The organism is Filimonas zeae, from assembly GCF_014641615.1.
Taxonomy (GTDB): Bacteria; Bacteroidota; Bacteroidia; order Chitinophagales; family Chitinophagaceae; genus Filimonas; species Filimonas zeae.
In genome coordinates this window covers 812,608-831,863 of the sequence record NZ_BMIB01000001.1, presented here as the reverse complement: position 1 = coordinate 831,863, position 19,256 = coordinate 812,608, and the positions used below count along the sequence as shown (strand labels likewise).

Genomic DNA, 19,256 nt, shown 5'->3' with positions numbered 1-19,256 from the left:
ATTTCAATATCTACAATTCAACCTGCAAAACATCCCTTAAATCCAACACGATACTACATTTCGCACAAATCCACATTCATCATCAGTGCACAAAAACCAAAAAATCACGGAAAACCGGTATTGCATCGCTCATACACACGTTGTACCTTGTTGCTCGTCCGGGATAGAATACAACAAACAGTACGTGTATGTATATACTATTCCACCCCTTCTGTACTACAGGCAGCCTGGAAACACCACTTTCGATAGCGCTGTCATATTGAGATAGAACAAAAGCCATCATATATGTTAACTTTTTTTTACCAACGTAAAAAAACAGCGCTTGCATGCCTGTTATTCACTGCCAGCCTCGCCGCAATTCTATGGGGCTGCCATTCGCAGAACAACACCTCTTCCGAACCGGATGCCGATCCGGAGGCAGGAGAAAGCTATCTGCATGTAACCAAACTTTCTCCGGATGCACCGCATGACGTTGACACTGCCCTGGAGCATACACTGATTGATGCCGGAAAGTTTGATGAAACCAACCGCCTGTTTGATGTATGGGCATGGCAAACGTTTATTGCTTTAAACTGGCCGTTGGAAGCAGATGGCAAACCAAAATCTAGCATTAGCGATGAGGGTAAAAGAAAATGGGAATTCTGGAAAGAATCGTTTGAGGTATTTAAAGATGATGGCAGCAAACCTACCGTATGGGGTGGTAAAAAAGAACTGTCAGGTAAACTAGGTGCACTGGTAAAAAAACCTGCGATAGAAGATACACTCATTTTATTTCGCACAAGTGCCGTATCTGGCCTGGTAGCCAAAACTACCAAAAAAGGACACCGGGTATTTGTAAGAGACACCGCCGACGAGGTAAACCAGGCATTTACATCTCCGATATGGGATCAGCATGGCAACGAGGTGCGTTACGAAATAAGAATGGGCCGCCAGGAAGTAGAATACATTGTGCAGAATGAACTGTATAATATTGACGGACAGGTGAAATTCAGCAAAGCCGGCAATAAGGTAAACTTTCCGTCGGGCGATGTTACCAAAGAAGGAAGCATTGAACTGAAACTAGCCTGGAAAATACTGGTGAAAGATGTAGACGATCCCAACAGATATTTATCTCAACCAGCTTATGTATACGAAAATGATGGTTCTTTTCATCTGGCGCAGGTAGGCCTGATAGGAATGCACATTGCCGCTAAAACAGTATCTTCTCCACAATGGATGTGGGCCACTTTTGAACAGGTAGATAACCTGGAAACCAACCCTCTGGAGAAAGTAAACGGCAAACCCTTACAGCCCTCCTTCTACGATCCTTCCAGTCTCTCTCCTGTAAACCTGATACCAGACACTACTGCTAAAGTGATTAAAAACCAGATACAACGCGTGTTACCTATTCCCGGAGCTACTGCTGCATTAAACAAACAGGTACGCGCATTGCTCAAAACCCATAAATCATTCTTACAGTACTACCAGCTTATAGGCACTCAATGGCCTACACGACCCTCTGCTGCTCCTTACAGCGATACCAGCGTTTATAAGCTACCTGATGCAGTAGTAAACAAAGCCGGTGGCTACCCTACACCCACCTACCTTACCAATATGATAATGGAAACTTACTTCCAGGGGGCAACTACCTCCGGCAGCAATCCGTTGAGCGCTGAAGAAGTAGTGGCCATTCAAAAGGCATTGATGACAAATTCTATTAACAAAGCGCCCACCACCGGAACTACCTACAACTATATGCTAGGTAATGAACCTGCATTTTATCAGATGCCCAACTTTCCGAAGAATAAGGATATCAGCAATACACACACGGTAATTTTCGGCACAGAAAGCTGTGTAGGCTGCCACTCTTCAGCAGGCATTGCCAGCGATATTATAAAAACTTCCCGCAATACCGATTCAGTAGTGTATAACACCGCCACAGCTGCAGGCGATTTTGAATGGCTGCTGCAATTGAAAGCCCACCGAAAGCGTCCGTAATACATTATAAACCACGCAAAATATCATCTATGAGCAATTACAGTTTTGTTCAGGTAAACCAGTTTCAGGCCAACGCGCCTGGCTGGAACACCATTGGCAATGTAAACTGGCAACAGTCAAACAGCACCACCTTTTTGCTTACCAACAGCAGTGGTTTTCAGGTACAGCTATCCTTTCTCTCCAACACCACTTTCCGCATACGCTTTAATCCTGTTATCTCACCTGACTATTCTGCCAACCGCTCTTATGCCGTGGTGAATTATCAGCTGGGTTCAGTTATGGTATCTGCTACTGAGCTTCCTGATAACGGCGGTACTTTACTGCTGGATACCGGAAATATTCAGGTAAAAGTAGGACTTGCACCCTTTGGGTTTGCAGTATACAAAGGCACGCAGCTGATTACAGAAACACAGCTGGGCACCAACGTTGTTTACAGCAATCAGGCAATTGCCTGTATTATGAATTCGCCGGAAGAAGAAGCCTATTACGGACTGGGAGAAAAAGCGGGTAGCAATATTCAGAAGAATGCGTACACATATACCTTCTTCAACTACGACAACTTCACTTATAACGACCAAACCACTGTACCCGGCCAGAATGTAGTTCCTCCGGGCAATCAGGGTGGCCCGTTGAACCCCTCAGGCCCATTATACAACTCCATTCCGTTTCTGCTGGCTGCAGGCACGCAAAGCCTTTACAGCTACGGCATTTTTTTCGATAATACTGCACAGTCTTATTTCAATATCGGCTGCAACGATTATTCGGATATGGATGGTAAATATTACTTCGGAGCGCTATACGGTGAACTGGATTTTTATGTAATCACAGGCGTGGCAGATAACACACACAATGTTGCTACCAGCGTAATTGACCAGTACACGCAGCTGACTGGCCGTGCTGCCATGCCACCTCAGTACGCACTGGGTTACCATCAGGGATGCTATGGCTACTGGGATAGCAAGAAGCTGCTGAATGCTGCACAGCAATACCGCAACAACCAGATTCCGATTGACGGGCTTCATATAGATGTGGATTTTCAGGACAATTACCGCACTTTCACTATCAGTAATGTGAAATTCCCCGAAGCAAAAACAATGTTCGACAATCTGCATAGTATGGGCTTTGTTTGCAGCACCAACATAACCGGTATTGTATCTGCCAATCCGCTGGACGAAAACGGAAGCACTACTACCCCTTACCCAACGCGCGACACCCTGCTTAATCTTAACCAGCAAAACGCGCCGGAATCTACCTACAAACCAGACGTTCCTGTACAACCATTTATATTCAACACGCGCGCCGGAGAAGCGCCGTCACCTCTGATATTTCTTGCCAATGAAAACTACGGCACCAACTCGCCCACCAACCCTAATATTAACCCCTACCAGCAATATTATCCCACCCCCGCCTCACCACAAGGGAGCGAGCAGCTGGGCACCTATGGCTTTTACAGCAATATGTGCAACCCACAAGTACAGGCCTGGTGGGGATTACAATACAAATACCTGCTGCAAACCGGCATAGATATGATTTGGCAGGATATGACAGACCCTGCTGTTGTGCCCAATGAAGACAATAACTGTGATGATAAAACCCTGCCGCTGGATTTGATGCGGTATGATTATGTAACGCAGGAATACCTGCCCGAAGCTGTGATTCACAATACGTTTGCCATCAATCTGGTAAAAGCCACCTATAACGGTTTAACTGCCCTCAAAAGCAGCGAAGATTTCAAAGGCCTGTATAATTACCAGAAAAGGAATTTTATCATCTCCCGCGGCGGCTACGCCGGTGTTCACCGTTATGCCGGTATATGGACGGGCGATTCCGCTTCCAGCTGGGATTTTCTTTCCATCAACATTCCTGAGGTGCTCAACATAGGCATATCAGGCCTGCCCATATCCGGCTGCGATGTAGGCGGTTTTGCTAACGGCCCCGGCAGTGTTAATATCAGCATCAACAACCAGAATGCTGTAAGCATTACCGATCCCGAACTGTATGTACGCTGGATGAATTGCGCTGCCTTCCTGCCATGGTACCGCAACCACTACGATGGTTACACCAAATCGTTCCAGGAACCCTATGCCTATGGCGATCCTTATATGAGCTATTGCCGTACCTACATCAACATGCGCTACCAACTGATTCAGCTGTTTTACGATACCATGTATGAATGCACGCAGAACGGCAAACCCATTTCACGCGCATTGTTTCTGAACGATATTGCAGACCCGAACGTATTTGGCATAAGCGACGAATTCTTTGTGGGAAAAGACCTGCTCATCGCTCCCGTTATTACACAAGGCGCTACCAACCGTAATGTATACCTGCCCGCAGGCAGCAACTGGTATGTATTTGATATTACCGGCGGACAACTTAGTTCGGCTAATACGGGAGGACAAAACATTAACTGGTATGTTCCATTAGGCCTTGTACCTATTTATGTACGCGAAGGCGCTATTATACCTGTAAGGGGGTTGCAGCAATACACCAGCCAGCTGGAGGTAAATCCGATACACTTTTTCATATATCCTGGCGCCAACAGTACGTATACACTCTATCTGGATGACAAAATCACCACCGGAAATCTGGAACCAAAGCCGGTATGCAGAACCACGGTAGTTAGCACCAGTAATGTAGCCAATGGAAGAGAGATTATCTTCCAGCGCACATACGATAATTACTCACCTGCAGAATCAAACTTTTTTGTGGAACTGTATGGCTATACCACTGCACCTTCTGCTGTTACCATCAACGGATTACCCGTACCGGCGGTAAACAACGAACAGCTTAATAGTTATTGCTACGATAGTACTTCAGAGAAAGTAGTCATTAACGTGGCAGACAATAACAGCAGTATCGTTATCAGTGTTACCAGCTAATAAGGAATTAACGCCACAGAGAAAGCCTCGCAGTAAAGTGAGGCTTTCTTATTTATATCTGCCACTGCCACACTACTACCCTATTGTTCGCATAAATGATTCATCTTTTGCGGATAAACTATACTTTTCCAGCCTGCTTATTTTATCCAACAACGGCCGGGTGTAGAATATGCCTGTTGTATTACCATTACGCATGCCCCGTACAAATAAGTATATAACGCCGCCAAATTGTGTTTCATAATCAAAACCAGGCAAACGGCTTTCCAGGTATTTTTTGGCGGCAAGGGTATATATAAAGTATTGTAAATGATAATTGCTTTCGTTCATAGCCGCGGCAATGGCTTCGGTATTGTATTCTTCCAATGCACTGCCCAGGTAATTAGATTTCCAGTCGAGTATGTAATACTTACCATCATGTTCAAAAAACAAATCCATCATCCCGTTCATTATTCCTTCCAGCCGCTGCTGGTAGGCAGTAAACACTGGTCTTATTGCAATAGCCGTCTGCTCATCCGCCAGCTGATTCAATAAATCAGCAGGTAAAGCCTGTATCGGAAAATCAAATTCAAACTCGGTAATGCGTCTGTTGCCGGCTATCTGCGCCAAAGTAAACTGTGTGGTTTCATTTATAGGTATAACTGTATGTAATACCTGCTGTAATAATTGCTGCAGCATAGGTATGTATGCCTGCTGCTGGCCGGGTGCATACCGGCGCACAGCTTCATCCAGCACCTGTGGCCAGCGGGTATCATCACCAAAATGAATACGTTCAAATATATAGTGCAGCAGATCGCCTGTTTTGGCACCGCGTTTTAAGGTGTGAAAAATAAATGTATCGTATTCTGCCGCTACCGGTTGCGACTTGCTTTTGGGGCTTTTAAGCGCACTGGCAGCCAGCATGCTGTAACTCAGTTTTCGCCAGTGTTGCTGCTGCAGCGAAAACTGTACTGCAGGGGCAGCAGTAAAGGTATCAGATGCATTGTTTTTGCGGTAACGTTTTCCATCACTCTCAGGCACCGTTGCATCAAATAAAATACCCTCTGGCGGCGCAGCGCTCAACGGCTGTATAAACGCAGATAAGGTAGAGCCCGAATAAGGGCCGCCGGTGCCTTTATAAATATAACATTTGTATACGGCACGGGTAAGCGCCACGTATAACAAACGCCTGTTTTCCTGTTCAGCCTGTTGCTGCTGACTTTCCAGCAGTTCAGTAGATAAGCGGTATTTTTCGGCACAGATATATTCCCCGGTTTGCGGGTGCCGGAAACTAACCAGCTCATCGCGGTTGTTGTTTTTAAAATCAAGGAAAGGCGCTATTACAATAGGGTATTCCAGTCCCTTGCTTTTATGTATAGTAACAATCTTCACGGCTTCTTCGTCACTCTCTACTCTTTGTTCATATTCGTCCCCTTCTGTTTCCATACCTTCTATGCCTTTTTGCAGCCAGGACAGCAGTTCGGGTGCAGACAGGTTTTTCCTGCTCTGCACCTGATGTACCAGTTCTATCAGCTGAAACAGGTTAGATATAATACGTTCACCCTCTTCCGCATGTGTTTGCAGCAGCACCCGGCGCACTTCAAAGTCTGCCGTAAAATCTATCAGTGCGGTATAAATGCCATCTTCCTGCCAGCGGGTTTTGTATTTACCAAACAAACCAAGGGTTACCTCATCGTTGAGCATAAGGATGGTTTGTGTAGTGTAACCGGTAAAAGGCGATAGCAGTGCGCGGTTAATAGAAGATCGGTCCGGCATCTCCATAGCCTGCATCAGATATAGCAGATATTGCGCTTCGGTAGTGTGCAGCACTTTAGCATCATCAATAGCTACCGCGGGTATGCCCAGCTTTGCCAGCTGTGCTTTAATGCCCCTGCCCTCGTTATGCTTACGTACCAGCACACCAATATCCGATGGTGTAATAGCACGCAGTGTACCATCTGCCCGCGCAACCTGGTAACCGCTATCCTGCAGCAGTGCTAAAACCTGTGCCGCCGCCGCTGCTATAATTTCCTCTCTGGTTTTTACACTATACACTGTTACAGGCGCCTCTTCCACTCCATTCCTGTAAAAAGCAGTGGCTGCTTTGGGGTTGGCTGCTTCTACCGGTATATAGTCAATGCTTTCTTCTGCATCAGAAAAATAGAAGGTATCAAAGCCGGGTGCAGGTACAAAAAAGGCATTCATAGCCCCTATAAGCGCCGGGGTGGAGCGGAAGTTCCGGTTCATGCCGTAACACCGCTGTACGCCTTCGCGCGCTTTGAAATAGGTAAATATATCTGCTTTGCGCCAGGCGTAAATAGACTGTTTTGGGTCGCCTATGTAAAACAGAATCGTTTCTTCGCCAAAGGCTTTGTCAAAAATGTCGAATTGCTGGCGGTCCGTATCCTGAAACTCATCCACAAACACCGCTTTGTATTTATGGCGCAGTACGTTAACCAGTCGCTGACTGCCCGGTGCGGTAATAGCCTTGTGCAGGTTTACAATCATATCATCAAACCCCATCAGGTTATTACGCCGTTTATTTGCCTGTACACCAGCCCTCACCATAATAATAGCCTGGCAGTTGAGGTTAAACATAATATCCCTCAGAATATCCTCTATCGTTTCTTTTAATTGCTCCAAAGGTTCCAGCATGGTTAGTATATTTCCAAATACTTTACCTACATAAGCTTTATCCCTGTTGCTGTTTATAAACGTTATCAGTTGGTCGGGGGTATCTATTAAATGTTGTGCACTTTTTTTCGCATAGGTATTGGTAGCGCAAACTTCTTTTAATGTAGCAGCATTAGCGGTAATGTATTGCCGTATCTGGCTGGTCAATACCTCGCACTGTTGCTGTGCTGCTGCTATCTGCTGCTGCATAGCATCCAGCTCCGTTGCAGACAATGCAGCCATACCGTCTGAGTTCATGTATTTTTTACCGCCCAGGTCTTCCTTCACCAGCCGCTTCAGCGCCTCCATGGTATAGCGCTGCATCAGTATGTTCAGCAGTGCCACCGGCAGCGTGGTAATATGTGTACGCCAGAATTCATGCACTTCTTCCTCTATCATGGCTTCCGCATTCTGCACCATTTCCGTTCCAAACAGCTGATTGGTTTCAAAAGCAAATTCAGTAAGGGTTTGCTGGCAAAAGCTATGAATGGTAAATACTGCCGTTTCGTCCAGCAACAGCACCGCATCTCTCAGGCGCTGCTGCACATTCTGCACACCGTCCGCAGCAATAGCCTTTTCAACCAGTTGCTGAATATTTGCATCTTTCACAGGCTTGCCTTCGCAGGCTTTATATGCCGTGCGCATAAAAAGCCGTACCCGTTCGTGCAGTTCGGCCACGGCCGCTTTGGTAAAAGTAACCATGAGTATCTCTTTTACCGGTATCTTTTTTTCCAGCACCAGCCGTAAAGCCAGTATGGCAATGGAATAGGTTTTACCCGTTCCTGCGCTGGCCTCTATCAGGTTGCTGCCTTCCAGAGGCACTGTAGCTGCTTCAAAATGCTGGTATAAATTCGTTTTCATGTATTGTACCTACTATTTAAAAGGATAGCCGGGAAAAACGGATGCTAAAGGCGCTATCAATAGCCGGGCAATGGTTTTGTATTCTTCCATAATACCGGGGCTATGAAAAAAGCCTTTATCGTATTCCGGCATCAGATACGGATCATCTTTACGCTCAAAAAAGCCATTATCCAGTGCATCTTTTACTTTTTTATGAAAGCCTGGTTCGTCCAGCGTTTCCAGTTCATGGGGGCTGATAGCAAAATCAGGATAAAACGGAACAATGCGCGTAAAGCCGCTCCGGTATACCTCCACCAGCTGGTTAAGCCGCTGCATGGCCTCTTCTTTAGCTAAAGGTGCTGCTTCAAACACTTTGTTTTCTTTGGCACCGGAAATAAAACACATTCCGTTAAGGACACCTGCCGCAATACCCGCCAGGTAACGGATATAGGCATCCATCAGGTATTTGCGTTCGTTTTTACTCCACGATACCTGTACCAATGTACCATCAAATACTTCACTTATAGTACCCTTAAGCACACTGCCACCGCTACAGGGCAGCAGAATATCCACCTTTTGTTCTCCGGCACCTTTGGTGCAGTTCCTGTACAAACTGCGCGTTTGCGCCACTGTTTCATTCAGCTGCTGCCATTGTACATCTGCCATGTTTTTCAATGGCAGGCCGCCTGTTTTTACCAAACGCTTTTTCAGTTGCTCCTGCTCTCCTTCCGGCAACTGTAACAATTTATTTTTCAACGTCCATTGCTGGAGGGTATTAAGCGTAAACAATTCATTTTCTTTCAGCAACACCTGCTCGTTACGGTAATAAATACCCAGCACCTTGTTATAGTATACACGGAAAGGGTGCCGGAAAAAATACACCAGATCGTCCAGCATAATTTCTTCAAACGAAATTTCCGCAATGGCTTTATCTGCAACAGTCATCACCTTTTTTTCTGCGGGCGCCATGGTAAGGTAATTATACAGGCGGGTATTCTGCCGGTTATAGCGTATGCTGAACGATTGCAAAGGCTGCAATGTAATCAGCTGCTGCTTTACCTTTTCAGGCTCTTCAGCGCCAGACTCAATATACTCTACCAGTTCATCTATTAATGCCGATGCGGGAACAGTGGTGTTATCTTTAGCGCTTTGCCCTATATAGCTGATGTATAAATATTCCCTGGCCGACAGTACGGTTTCGAGCAATAAATGTTTATCATTTTCTTTAATGTTTCTATCGCCCCGCTGCCGGTTCTTTTCCATCAGGTTAAAATGAACGGTCTGTTCGCGGCGTGGAAACTGATTATACCCCATACCCAACACCGCCACTACTTTAAAAGGAATACTGCGCATGGGAATTAAGGAGCAGAACGTTATACCCCCATTCACAAACAGGCCGGAGCGGGTAGTACTGCCCAGTGTTTGCAAAAAGCTGTGGCTGAATACGGCATAGGAAATGTTATCCCGCATATACTCATTCACCAGGTTATAGGCCGTAAGCTGCTGTATTACCTGCACATACTCCTCCTCCGCCTCCTCCTGTGCCTCGTATACCAGGTTGTGCAATACAAATTCTATATAACTAACCCAGCCCGCAACGCTGCGGCTGCGTTTTTTATCTTCCACTACCTGTATCAGCATTTCCACAAAATGGCAGAACCGGATAATCTCCTGCGCTTCCCGGCCCTCCATCCTGTCTACCGGGTAAAAGCTGTAAGTGCCTTCACCATATTCTTCCTCCCCGCTCATACAAATACCAAACAGTATGCGCTTTAACCCATAGCGCCAGCTTACCAGAAAGGTTTCATCCGTCTCCCTGCCTTCTATACCATAACGTATATTGGCCTGGGTTACCACCTGCCTTATAAGCATAGGGTCGCTTATAGCAAAACGTTTACGTACATACGATGAATCAAGTAACTGCACCACATCTTCCGCCGTGCAGCTTTCTTCAGACAGTTGCAGTACCGCATACAAGGCATTCAGCAAGCTGTCGTTATCTGCATAACTTTCATCGGCAATGGTATAGCGAAAGCGGTACGGCGCATTGGCAAACACCGCTTTTATATAAGGCGCATACACATTAATATCGCTAACCATAACCACAATATCCCTGGGTGAAAGGTTTTTCTCTTTCTGATCGGCCAGGTATACCAGATAATTATACAAAGCCTCCACCTCCCGCGCTACTGTATAACAGGAATTGATGGTTAGCGAACCATCCTGTATATCGCCCGCCGTAAGCACATTACGCGCTTCGCCTGCTGCTGCATTAAATATATCGTGCTGCAGCTTATGTAACAGGCTATCCGGCACCGGCGGCACTATATCAGCATCATCATAGGCATTAATAAAAGCATCGTGTGTAAAAAACATACTAAAGGTATCTTTTACCACGGTGCCCCAGCTGTTGAGCAATGGGTTGCCGGTAATTTCAGCTTCGGTAAACCTGCCTTTCTGCCGCCACCGGGCCAGTTGTTTTTCGCTGCGGTCATCCAGCCAGTACACCGTTGGCGCCGGGTTTATCATATGAAAATGCACATCCGTTACCTCACTTAACTTCAGCAGTATGTGCATATGATAAGCGGTTATAATAGACAGGCCAAACAGGTGTACCGCTTTCATTCTGTGCCGCAATGTTTTTTGCTGTGCAACATTCTGCAGCGCCTCCAGAATGTATTGCCCTACCACCGTTTTATCGGGCAGTGTATGGTTGCTTGCCTGTTTGGCATTTACCCACAGGTATTGCTGCCAGGCATCTTCTTCTGCAATTTTCACATCAGACTGGTTCCATTGCATAATCATTTCCGGGCGGTATATCTGATACTGATCAAACAGATCGGCTACTTTTTCGGCCAGCGCCATTCTCTTTACTTCTCTGTCGGCTCCCGTAGTAAAATAACCTGCAATAGCAGGAAAACGCCGGGCAAAATCAGGCTCGCCCAGCAGGTTATATAACAACCAGGATAAGGTTTGTGCACTCAGTATTTCGGAGTGGCTTCCACCCAGCAGGTAGTATACGTTATAAATAAGATCGTTCGGTTTTACAAAACGGCAGTTGGCAGCAATACCCATTTGTGCAGCCAGCTGCTGCCGCAGCCAGTTGTTCATACCCTCTGTTTGGGTAACAATGGTATACGGCTCAAATACCCCTGTCTGCGACTGCTGTAAGGTATGTGATAGCTGCTGCGACAGTCTTTCGAGCGAATTAGAAACTTTTACAAAAAGCGCCATGGCAGGATTAACATATTAATGATGAAAACGGGCAGCAATACCGGAAGCCCTTTCTACAAAACGGGCGGCAGCCTGTAATACCACTTCTTCCGTAGCCTGAATATATACTTTGCTTTTAGCCCTGGAAACGGCGGTATACAACAGCTCACGCGTAACAATAGCCACATCAGATGATGGCGGTAATATTACCAGCACCTGATTAAATTCCGATCCCTGGCTTTTATGAATAGTCATAGCAAACACAGTTTCAGCCTCGGTTAAATAGCCCGGCAATACTGCACGCAACTCTCCTTCACTATCTTCAAACCAGGCCATCAGTATGTTATTTTCATCTGCACGAATAATACCAGTATCGCCATTAAACAGGTTATGCTCGTAATAATTGCGGGTAAGAATAACAGGTCTGTTTTCATAAAATTCCTGATGTGCGGTAATTAACTTACGGCTGTGCAGGTATTTTTCAATAGCCAGGTTAACCGCATACAAGCCGCTCTCACCCTCTCTTACCGCACATAGCACACGCAGCTGATTCATTTTGCGAAGTGCCGTGCGGATATCCTTTTCCTGCAGAAAATCTTCATAACCTGCTATAAAATTTTCAAATACCTGCTGACTGTATAACTGATCTATCACCACCTGTTCGTCATAACCTGGCTGAAAAAACGGACGAATATTTTCGGGCTGGTTTTGAATAACTGCCTTACTGAATTTTCCGATGCCTTTATCATCAGAAAAACGATGGCTATACCTTAACTCCACCAGGTGCTGAAACAGCGGATGCCCGGTATCATTGCCAATGGCACTTGCAGGTAGCTGCTTACCGGACTGCGCAATAAATGTATTGATGTACTGCAGCCGTTCCGGTGTAAACAGGTTAAGCACCGGCTGTGCCTGGCACACATCGCCAAACAGACTGCCCGCTTCCACAGAAGCCAGCTGATCTTTATCACCCAGCAGCAATAAACGCGTACCGGTTCCTATAGCATCCAGCAGTTTGGCAAATAAAGCCACATCTATCATGGAGCACTCATCTACTATCACCACATCGTACGGTAATGGGTTAGCAGCATTGTGGCGGAAATACGGTGTATTCGGCTGCGGTTTCAGCAGCCGGTGAATGGTTGCGGGGGTAATAGCCGCAAACAGGCCGGTTATTTCCGGTGCTGCAGGCAAACGGGTATTGCGCAAACTTTCGGCCATACGCGCTGCTGCTTTCCCCGTAGGCGCAGCCAATGCTACCGTTGTACCAGGCTGTAAGGTATATAGTATGGCCAGTATTTTAGCCACGGTAGTGGTTTTACCGGTGCCCGGGCCGCCGGTAATAATAGTAAACTGATTAAGCACCCCGGTAATAGCCGCCGCCAGTTGCCAGTCCGGCACAGAAGGCCCGTCAATTGCCGGTTGTTCAAACAAAGCACTGATAAAGGTGCGGTGCGCATCCAGCATCGCCAGCCTTTCCTCCCTTACACCGGCATCTTCCTCCATAAAACGGAAAATACGCCGGAGAAACAGGGTTTCGTACCGGAAATAGCGGTGCATATATAACCTGTTGCCATGCAATACAAAAGGTTCATAACCATCTTCCTCTGTTGTAACCAGCGGCACAGGCAGTTGCAGTGGAGGTAATGCTGTATCCCCACCCGCATCATCCAGATGAATGCAAATATGCCCTTCGGCCATCTTTTTAAAAAGCTGGTACAAATAAGGCTTTAAAACCGGTACGTTAAAGTACTCAGCAAACTGCTGATGTACATCGTTAATAGTTGCTGTATATGGCACTATATAAATGTATATAATTTTTAACTGCAGCACATTACGGGTAACCGCATACAGTTACATGATTAAATGCAGAATACTGGAAATTAAAAGGCTGTACGGAGATGCAGAGCCTTGTAAAGATAAGGGAATTACCGGTTTTCAGGAACGGACAGGCCGGTAACAGGGTTACAGTATCAGGTAACAAAAATCCCCTGCGCTCTCACAAGGCAGGGGATTTTATATGCATTTTATATTAAGTTACTAGTAAGAAACACTGTCCTTACGTACCGGAACAGAAGTTAAGGTCTTCAGCGGAGGCGCAAACTTGGTTAAGTCAATACCTTCTACTGCTGCCTTGTATTCTTCCACATTCGGAATTCTTCCCAGAATAGCAGAAAGTACCACCACCGGTGTAGAAGCCAGCAGCGATTCGCCTTTTTTACGCTCAGAATCTTCCACCACTCTTCCCTGGAACAAACGGGTAGAGGTAGCCATTACCGTATCACCTTTTGCTGCTTTTTCCTGGTTACCCATACAAAGGTTACAACCTGGGCGCTCCAGATACATCATGTTTTCGTATTCAGTACGTGCAGCACCTTTAGGGGCGTTGTCGTCGAATTCAAAACCAGAATATTTCTGCAGAATTTCCCAGTCGCCTTCTGCACGCAGTTCATCAATAATATTGTAAGTAGGCGCTGCTACTACCAGCGGTGCATGAAACTCCACCTTGCCCTGCTGACCTTCCAGGTTCTTCAGCATCTGAGAAACAATTTTCAGATCGCCTTTGTGCACCATACAAGAGCCCACAAAACCAAGATCCACCTTTTTGCCACCACCGTAGTAAGAAAGTCCGCGGATGGTATCGTGCGTATAACGCTTGGAAACGTCATCGTTGTTTACATCCGGATCAGCTACCATGGGTTCATCAATCACATCCAGATCAATTACCACCTCAGCATAATACTTTGCATTGGCATCTGGTGTTAACGATGGCTTTTCGCCCGATTTAATCTCGGCTATTCTTTTATCTGCTTTATTAATCAGGCCCTGCAGTACTTGTCTGCTGTTATCCATACCCTTGTCAATCATAATCTGAATTCTGCCTTTGGCAATTTCCAGAGATTGAATCAGGGTATCATCTTCAGAAATACAGATAGAAGCTTTCGCCTTCATTTCTGCAGTCCAGTCAGTAAATGTAAAAGCCTGGTCAGCAGGCAGTGTGCCTATGTGTACTTCAATAACTCTGCCCTGGAACACGTTTTCGCCACCAAACTGCTGCAGCATTTGTGCCTGTGTAGCATGTACTACATCACGAAAATCCATGTGCCCTTTCATTTCACCTTTGAAGGTTACTTTTACTGATTCCGGAATAGGCATAGATGCTTCACCGGTAGCCAGTGCCAGCGCAACCGTACCTGAGTCAGCACCAAACGCAACACCTTTCGACATTCTGGTATGCGAATCACCACCAATAATGATGGCCCACTCATCTACCGTAATATCATTCAATACCTTGTGAATTACATCCGTCATAGAATGATATTCACCTTTAGGGTCACGGGCAGTAATTAATCCAAAGCCATTCATAAACTTCATCAGTTTAGGAATGTTGGCCTGTGCTTTTTTATCCCATACAGAGGCGGTGTGACAACCAGACTGGTAAGCACCATCTACAATAGGGGAAATTACGGTAGCTGCCATAGATTCCAGTTCCTGAGCAGTCATTAAACCGGTAGTATCCTGAGAACCTACAATATTTACCTCTACACGCACATCAGAACCGGCATGTAAAACTTTACCAGGCGTGGTACCTACCGCGTTCTTGTTGAAGATTTTTTCAACCGCTGTAAGTCCCTGGCCTTCATTGGAAATTTCTTTGGCAGGCGCAAATACAGGCGTAGCGTCTATATTTAAAATCTTCGCTGCAATGGTTTGAATTTTCTTACCAAATACAATGGCATAAGAACCTCCGGCCCTGATAAATTCCTTTTTCTGAGGCGTCAGTGCCTTTGAAATGTCAATCAGTTCCTGCTCGCCTTTATATAATTTCTTGGTCTTTGTATTAATCGTCAGTACAGTACCGGTAGCCACAGAGTACACTTCTTCCAGAATAGGTTCACCATTCTCGTTGCGTATCACCTTGCCATTTTCGTCTACCTTTTTCACCCAGTTTTTCAGGTCAATACCAATACCACCGGTTACATCTACCGTAGTAAGGAAAATGGGAGAAATGCCGTTGGTACCACCTACAATAGGGGCAATGTTTACAAATGGAACATAAGGGCTGGCTTGTTTGCCGGTCCACAGTGCCACGTTGTTTACACCAGACATTCTTGATGAACCTACACCCATGGTGCCTTTTTCGGCAATCAGCATTACGCTTTTATCGGGGTGTTGTGCCTGCAACGCTCTTATTTCAGCTTGCGCCTGTGGCGTAATCATGCATAAACCATGCAGTTCACGGTCACTTCTGGAGTGTGCCTGATTACCTGGGGAGAGTAAATCGGTAGAAATATCGCCCTCACCAGCAATAAAGGTTACTATATTAATTTCTTCCGGTACTTCCGGCAGTTTTGTAAAAAATTCAGCCTGCGCGTAGCTTTCCAGAATTTCTCTGGCTATTGCATTTTCGTTTTTGAAGGCTTCTTTCAAACGATCGGTGTCAGCATCATACAAAAACACCTGCGTTTTCAGCACGTCTCCCGCCTGTTTGGCAACAGCAGCATCACTACCCAGCGCCAGATCCAGCAGTACTTCAATAGAAGGGCCACCTTTCATGTGCGATAACAGTTCAAAAGCAAAATCAGGGGTAATTTCTTCTACTTTGGAGCTGCCCAGAATAATTTCCTTTAAAAACTGAGCTTTAACGCCGGCAGCACTTGTAGTTCCTGGCAGTACATTATAAATAAAGAAATTGAGAGACTCTTTCCGGTGAACGTTGTTGAGGTCTTTTATCTGTGCAATCACTTCAGTCAGCAATTCGGCACTGTCAATCGGTTTAGGGTGGAGATCCTGACCCTTTCTTTCTTCAATTTCTTTGAGGTATTCGTTGTAGCGGCTCATATAACTTTCTTTTGGGTGCTAAGCCGCAAATGTAAGCATTGTAGATAATATTATACCAAAACGAACAGCAGATAGCCTTAACGGACCGCTTTCCAGGGCTGTTATTGGCGTTTTTTACCACTTACCTAACAAAACAGACGATTAACCTGCACCAAAATACCGCTTATCAGCAAATACAACCGGTCAACACTACCAGATAGTACTATGCCTTACATAGTACCTACCTTTATGATGTAATAAATAACAACAAGTACTTAAAACATACAGTTATGAAAAAGTTCATCATCGCCGCTATCGCCCTTATCTCTTTTACTACTGCCACTTTTGCAGCCGGTAACAACGATAAAGCCATGGATTTGTTTAAAGCCAGTTACCCCGGCGCTACCCAGGTGCATTACAAAACTGTTGGAGAACTGGTAAGTGTTCGTTTTGTGCTGGACAACACCAGAATGGAAGCTTTTTACAATGAGGAAGGCGAACAGGTTGCCATAAGCAAAGCCATCAGCTATCAAAACCTGCCTGTAACAGCCATCAGAAATATAGAACAGAAATTCAATGGCTACACTGCCACCGAAGTAATTGAAATGGAGCATAACACCGCAGGCACCTCCTATTACGTATCGCTGGTTAACAATGGCCACAAAGTAATTGTACAGGTAAGGCTGAATGGCGAGGTATCCGTTTTCCGCAAATAATGCGGTTTTTATATCTGATACTTAATACAGAGCCTTCCAATTACGGAGGGCTTTGTTTATATATATTGTCGCACAGCATTATGTGAAGCAATCAGCGGATACGGATATACTATTGCCGCCAATTTTCTTAATATTGGTGCCGCAAACCAAGATAATGATGAAATGTTTATCGCTCCTGTCCGTTCTGTTTTGTACACTTCCGGCATTTTCACAAAACCTTCCGCAGGTTACAATACCCGAAACCCAGCCACTAAACATCGGTGTTATTGATCAGCTGTATTCTAAAGAACTGGGCGAAAAGCGGGTATTAAACATTTATCTGCCGGAGGGTTATAATACACAGGACTCTGTGGTATATCCTGTTACTTATTTACTGGATGGCTCTGTTGATGAAGATTTTATACACGTTGCCGGTCTTTATCAGTTTAATTCTTTTGAATGGATAAACCGGGCACCCAAATCTATTGTAGTAGGCATTGCTACGGTAGACAGGCGGAGAGATTACACTTTACCCACTACAGTAAGCGACGACAAAAAGAAGTATCCTACCTCAGGCCATTCCGATAAGTTCATTGCCTTTATAGAAAAAGATCTACAGCCTTTTATAGAGAAAAAATACAAGGCAGGTAAAACCCGTACTATCATAGGCCAGTCTCTAGGTGGTTTGCTGGCAACTGAAATATTGCTAAAAAAGCCCACCCTCTTTAATAAATATATCATCATCAGCCCCAGCCTGTGGTGGAACAATGGCTCCCTGCTCAACGAATCTTCTGCTTTACTACAAGATACCTTTTCACAAAAAACAGCGGTTTACATAGCGGTTGGTAAAGAAGGGCTCACCCCTTCTACCCCACCGCGGGTAATGGAGGTAGATGCCAACCTGTTGGCAGAAAAAATTAAAAGTACACGCAGTAAAAACGTTTCGCTGTACTTCGATTATCTTCCGCAGGAAGACCATGCAACTATTGCACATCAGGCAATAGCCAATGCCTTTAAGTTCATCTATACACTATTATCGCATTAATTAGTGACATTTGTCACACACTGCTTTCCGCCACTGTATACACCTTTGTCCTGTACAATCATACTCAATGCCCGTGTAGCGCTGCACGGCCTTAAAAAGTAAACAAATGGAAAAGAGAATTATCAATCCCTGGCAATGGCAGGATGAGCGTAACTATGTGCAGGCAGTAGAAGTTAAAAACATAGAGAGTACCCTTTACTGTGCAGGGCAGGCAGCTGTACATGCGGACGGGCGCTCCAGCAATGCTGACATGAAAACCCAGTTGCTACTGGCCATAGAAAATCTGGAAAAAGTAATCACCCAGGCCGGATACCCACTCAGTGGTATTGTACGCTTAAACGTATTAACTACCAACTCCGGAGAACTGTGGAGTTGTTTTGATGTGCTGCAGAACTGGATTACCAAAAACGGAATTCAGCAGGCTACCACCTTGTGCGAAGTAAAAACTCTGTTTGAAACGCTGACCATAGAGCTGGAAGCTACCGTAGTAAAATAGCCGCTTTAACATTTCATTAAGACGCCGTTTGTAAGGGTGCCGCGCATTTTTAAAGACATGTACAGCTAACACAAAACAATAGTATGAGAAAAGTACTTACTGCAGTTCTGTTAATGCTGTGCACAGGATTATTTGCGCAAAACACTAACACACCGGTTGAAGAGGCCATGAAAGCCTATCTGATGTTAAAAGAGAATCTGGTTGCGTCAGATTCAGTAAACGCGCAATCCAATGCAAAAATACTCAGCGAGGCTTTAGGCAACATGCGGATAAAAAAGGCAAACATTTTTATGCTTGATACTTTAGGCAACGTGCGCAGGGATGCGGTAGAAATGGCAAAAGCAATCAGCGAAACGCAGCATATTAACATGCAGCGGAAGCAACTGGCTGTTTTGTCGGGCAAATTCTGGTACTGGCTGGAACATCAGCCGCAACCCGCTTTTACGGTATTTGAACAAAGATGCCCTATGACCGGGGAAGTGTGGCTGAGCAATGAAGAGGCTATTAAAAATCCTTATTATCCGCGCAACATGCTTACCTGTGGTGAGGTAATTAACCAAACCGGAGCGGCTAAAGCCAAAATATAACGGAGTTATTTTTCTGAATAAAAAAGAAGCTGCCTCAGGTACAGGGCAGCT

At 45.4% G+C, this 19,256-nt stretch carries 10 protein-coding genes; 6 read left to right on the top strand and 4 right to left on the bottom strand.

Annotated elements, in window-relative coordinates; translation table 11 throughout:
* Positions 1-285 precede the first annotated feature (285 nt).
* Positions 286-1,977 carry a hypothetical protein gene (locus IEY13_RS03395; protein WP_188950544.1) on the top strand — a complete coding sequence of 564 codons (1,692 nt, stop codon included), beginning with the start codon at positions 286-288 and terminating at the stop codon, positions 1,975-1,977.
* Between the two features lie 29 nt (positions 1,978-2,006).
* The gene (locus IEY13_RS03390; protein ID WP_188950543.1) at positions 2,007-4,859 is read left to right on the top strand and encodes a glycoside hydrolase family 31 protein; all 2,853 of its coding nucleotides are present in this window, start codon (positions 2,007-2,009) and stop codon (positions 4,857-4,859) included.
* A 75-nt stretch (positions 4,860-4,934) separates the two neighbouring features.
* Here the strand turns inward: IEY13_RS03390 and IEY13_RS03385 are convergent, their stop codons facing one another.
* From IEY13_RS03385 to IEY13_RS03370, 4 genes are all read right to left on the bottom strand, one after another.
* On the bottom strand, positions 4,935-8,369 hold the full coding sequence (locus IEY13_RS03385) for a UvrD-helicase domain-containing protein (protein ID WP_188950542.1): 3,435 nt from the start codon (positions 8,367-8,369) through the stop codon (positions 4,935-4,937).
* A gap of 12 nt (positions 8,370-8,381) precedes the next feature.
* Positions 8,382-11,582 carry an exodeoxyribonuclease V subunit gamma gene (gene recC, locus IEY13_RS03380; protein WP_188950541.1) on the bottom strand — a complete coding sequence of 1,067 codons (3,201 nt, stop codon included), beginning with the start codon at positions 11,580-11,582 and terminating at the stop codon, positions 8,382-8,384.
* Between the two features lie 15 nt (positions 11,583-11,597).
* On the bottom strand, positions 11,598-13,361 hold the full coding sequence (gene recD / locus IEY13_RS03375; RefSeq protein ID WP_229687702.1) for an exodeoxyribonuclease V subunit alpha: 1,764 nt from the start codon (positions 13,359-13,361) through the stop codon (positions 11,598-11,600).
* A gap of 240 nt (positions 13,362-13,601) precedes the next feature.
* A complete protein-coding gene (locus tag IEY13_RS03370) occupies positions 13,602-16,403 on the bottom strand; it encodes a bifunctional aconitate hydratase 2/2-methylisocitrate dehydratase (RefSeq protein ID WP_188950540.1) in 2,802 nt (933 codons plus the stop codon).
* Between the two features lie 269 nt (positions 16,404-16,672).
* Here IEY13_RS03370 and IEY13_RS03365 point away from each other — a divergent pair, with 269 nt between their 5' ends.
* The 4 genes from IEY13_RS03365 to IEY13_RS03350 all read left to right on the top strand — a co-directional run bounded on the left by IEY13_RS03365 (position 16,673) and on the right by IEY13_RS03350 (position 19,205).
* On the top strand, positions 16,673-17,098 hold the full coding sequence (locus IEY13_RS03365; RefSeq protein WP_188950539.1) for a hypothetical protein: 426 nt from the start codon (positions 16,673-16,675) through the stop codon (positions 17,096-17,098).
* A gap of 154 nt (positions 17,099-17,252) precedes the next feature.
* Positions 17,253-18,122, top strand: coding sequence for an alpha/beta hydrolase (locus IEY13_RS03360; RefSeq protein WP_188950538.1), 870 nt, complete (start codon positions 17,253-17,255; stop codon positions 18,120-18,122).
* Between the two features lie 106 nt (positions 18,123-18,228).
* The gene (locus IEY13_RS03355) at positions 18,229-18,618 is read left to right on the top strand and encodes a RidA family protein (RefSeq protein WP_188950537.1); all 390 of its coding nucleotides are present in this window, start codon (positions 18,229-18,231) and stop codon (positions 18,616-18,618) included.
* An 83-nt stretch (positions 18,619-18,701) separates the two neighbouring features.
* A complete protein-coding gene (locus IEY13_RS03350) occupies positions 18,702-19,205 on the top strand; it encodes a DUF3347 domain-containing protein (RefSeq protein ID WP_188950536.1) in 504 nt (167 codons plus the stop codon).
* Positions 19,206-19,256 lie beyond the last annotated feature (51 nt).

Coding starts and splice junctions, on each gene's coding strand:
- IEY13_RS03355 (WP_188950537.1), top strand. CDS start 18,229: ATGGAAAAGAGAATTATCAATCCCTGGCAATGGCAGGATGAGCGTAAC.
- IEY13_RS03365 (WP_188950539.1), top strand. CDS start 16,673: ATGAAAAAGTTCATCATCGCCGCTATCGCCCTTATCTCTTTTACTACT.
- IEY13_RS03385 (WP_188950542.1), bottom strand. CDS start 8,369: ATGAAAACGAATTTATACCAGCATTTTGAAGCAGCTACAGTGCCTCTG.
- IEY13_RS03395 (WP_188950544.1), top strand. CDS start 286: ATGTTAACTTTTTTTTACCAACGTAAAAAAACAGCGCTTGCATGCCTG.
- IEY13_RS03350 (WP_188950536.1), top strand. CDS start 18,702: ATGAGAAAAGTACTTACTGCAGTTCTGTTAATGCTGTGCACAGGATTA.
- IEY13_RS03360 (WP_188950538.1), top strand. CDS start 17,253: ATGATGAAATGTTTATCGCTCCTGTCCGTTCTGTTTTGTACACTTCCG.
- IEY13_RS03390 (WP_188950543.1), top strand. CDS start 2,007: ATGAGCAATTACAGTTTTGTTCAGGTAAACCAGTTTCAGGCCAACGCG.
- IEY13_RS03370 (WP_188950540.1), bottom strand. CDS start 16,403: ATGAGCCGCTACAACGAATACCTCAAAGAAATTGAAGAAAGAAAGGGT.
- recC (WP_188950541.1), bottom strand. CDS start 11,582: ATGGCGCTTTTTGTAAAAGTTTCTAATTCGCTCGAAAGACTGTCGCAG.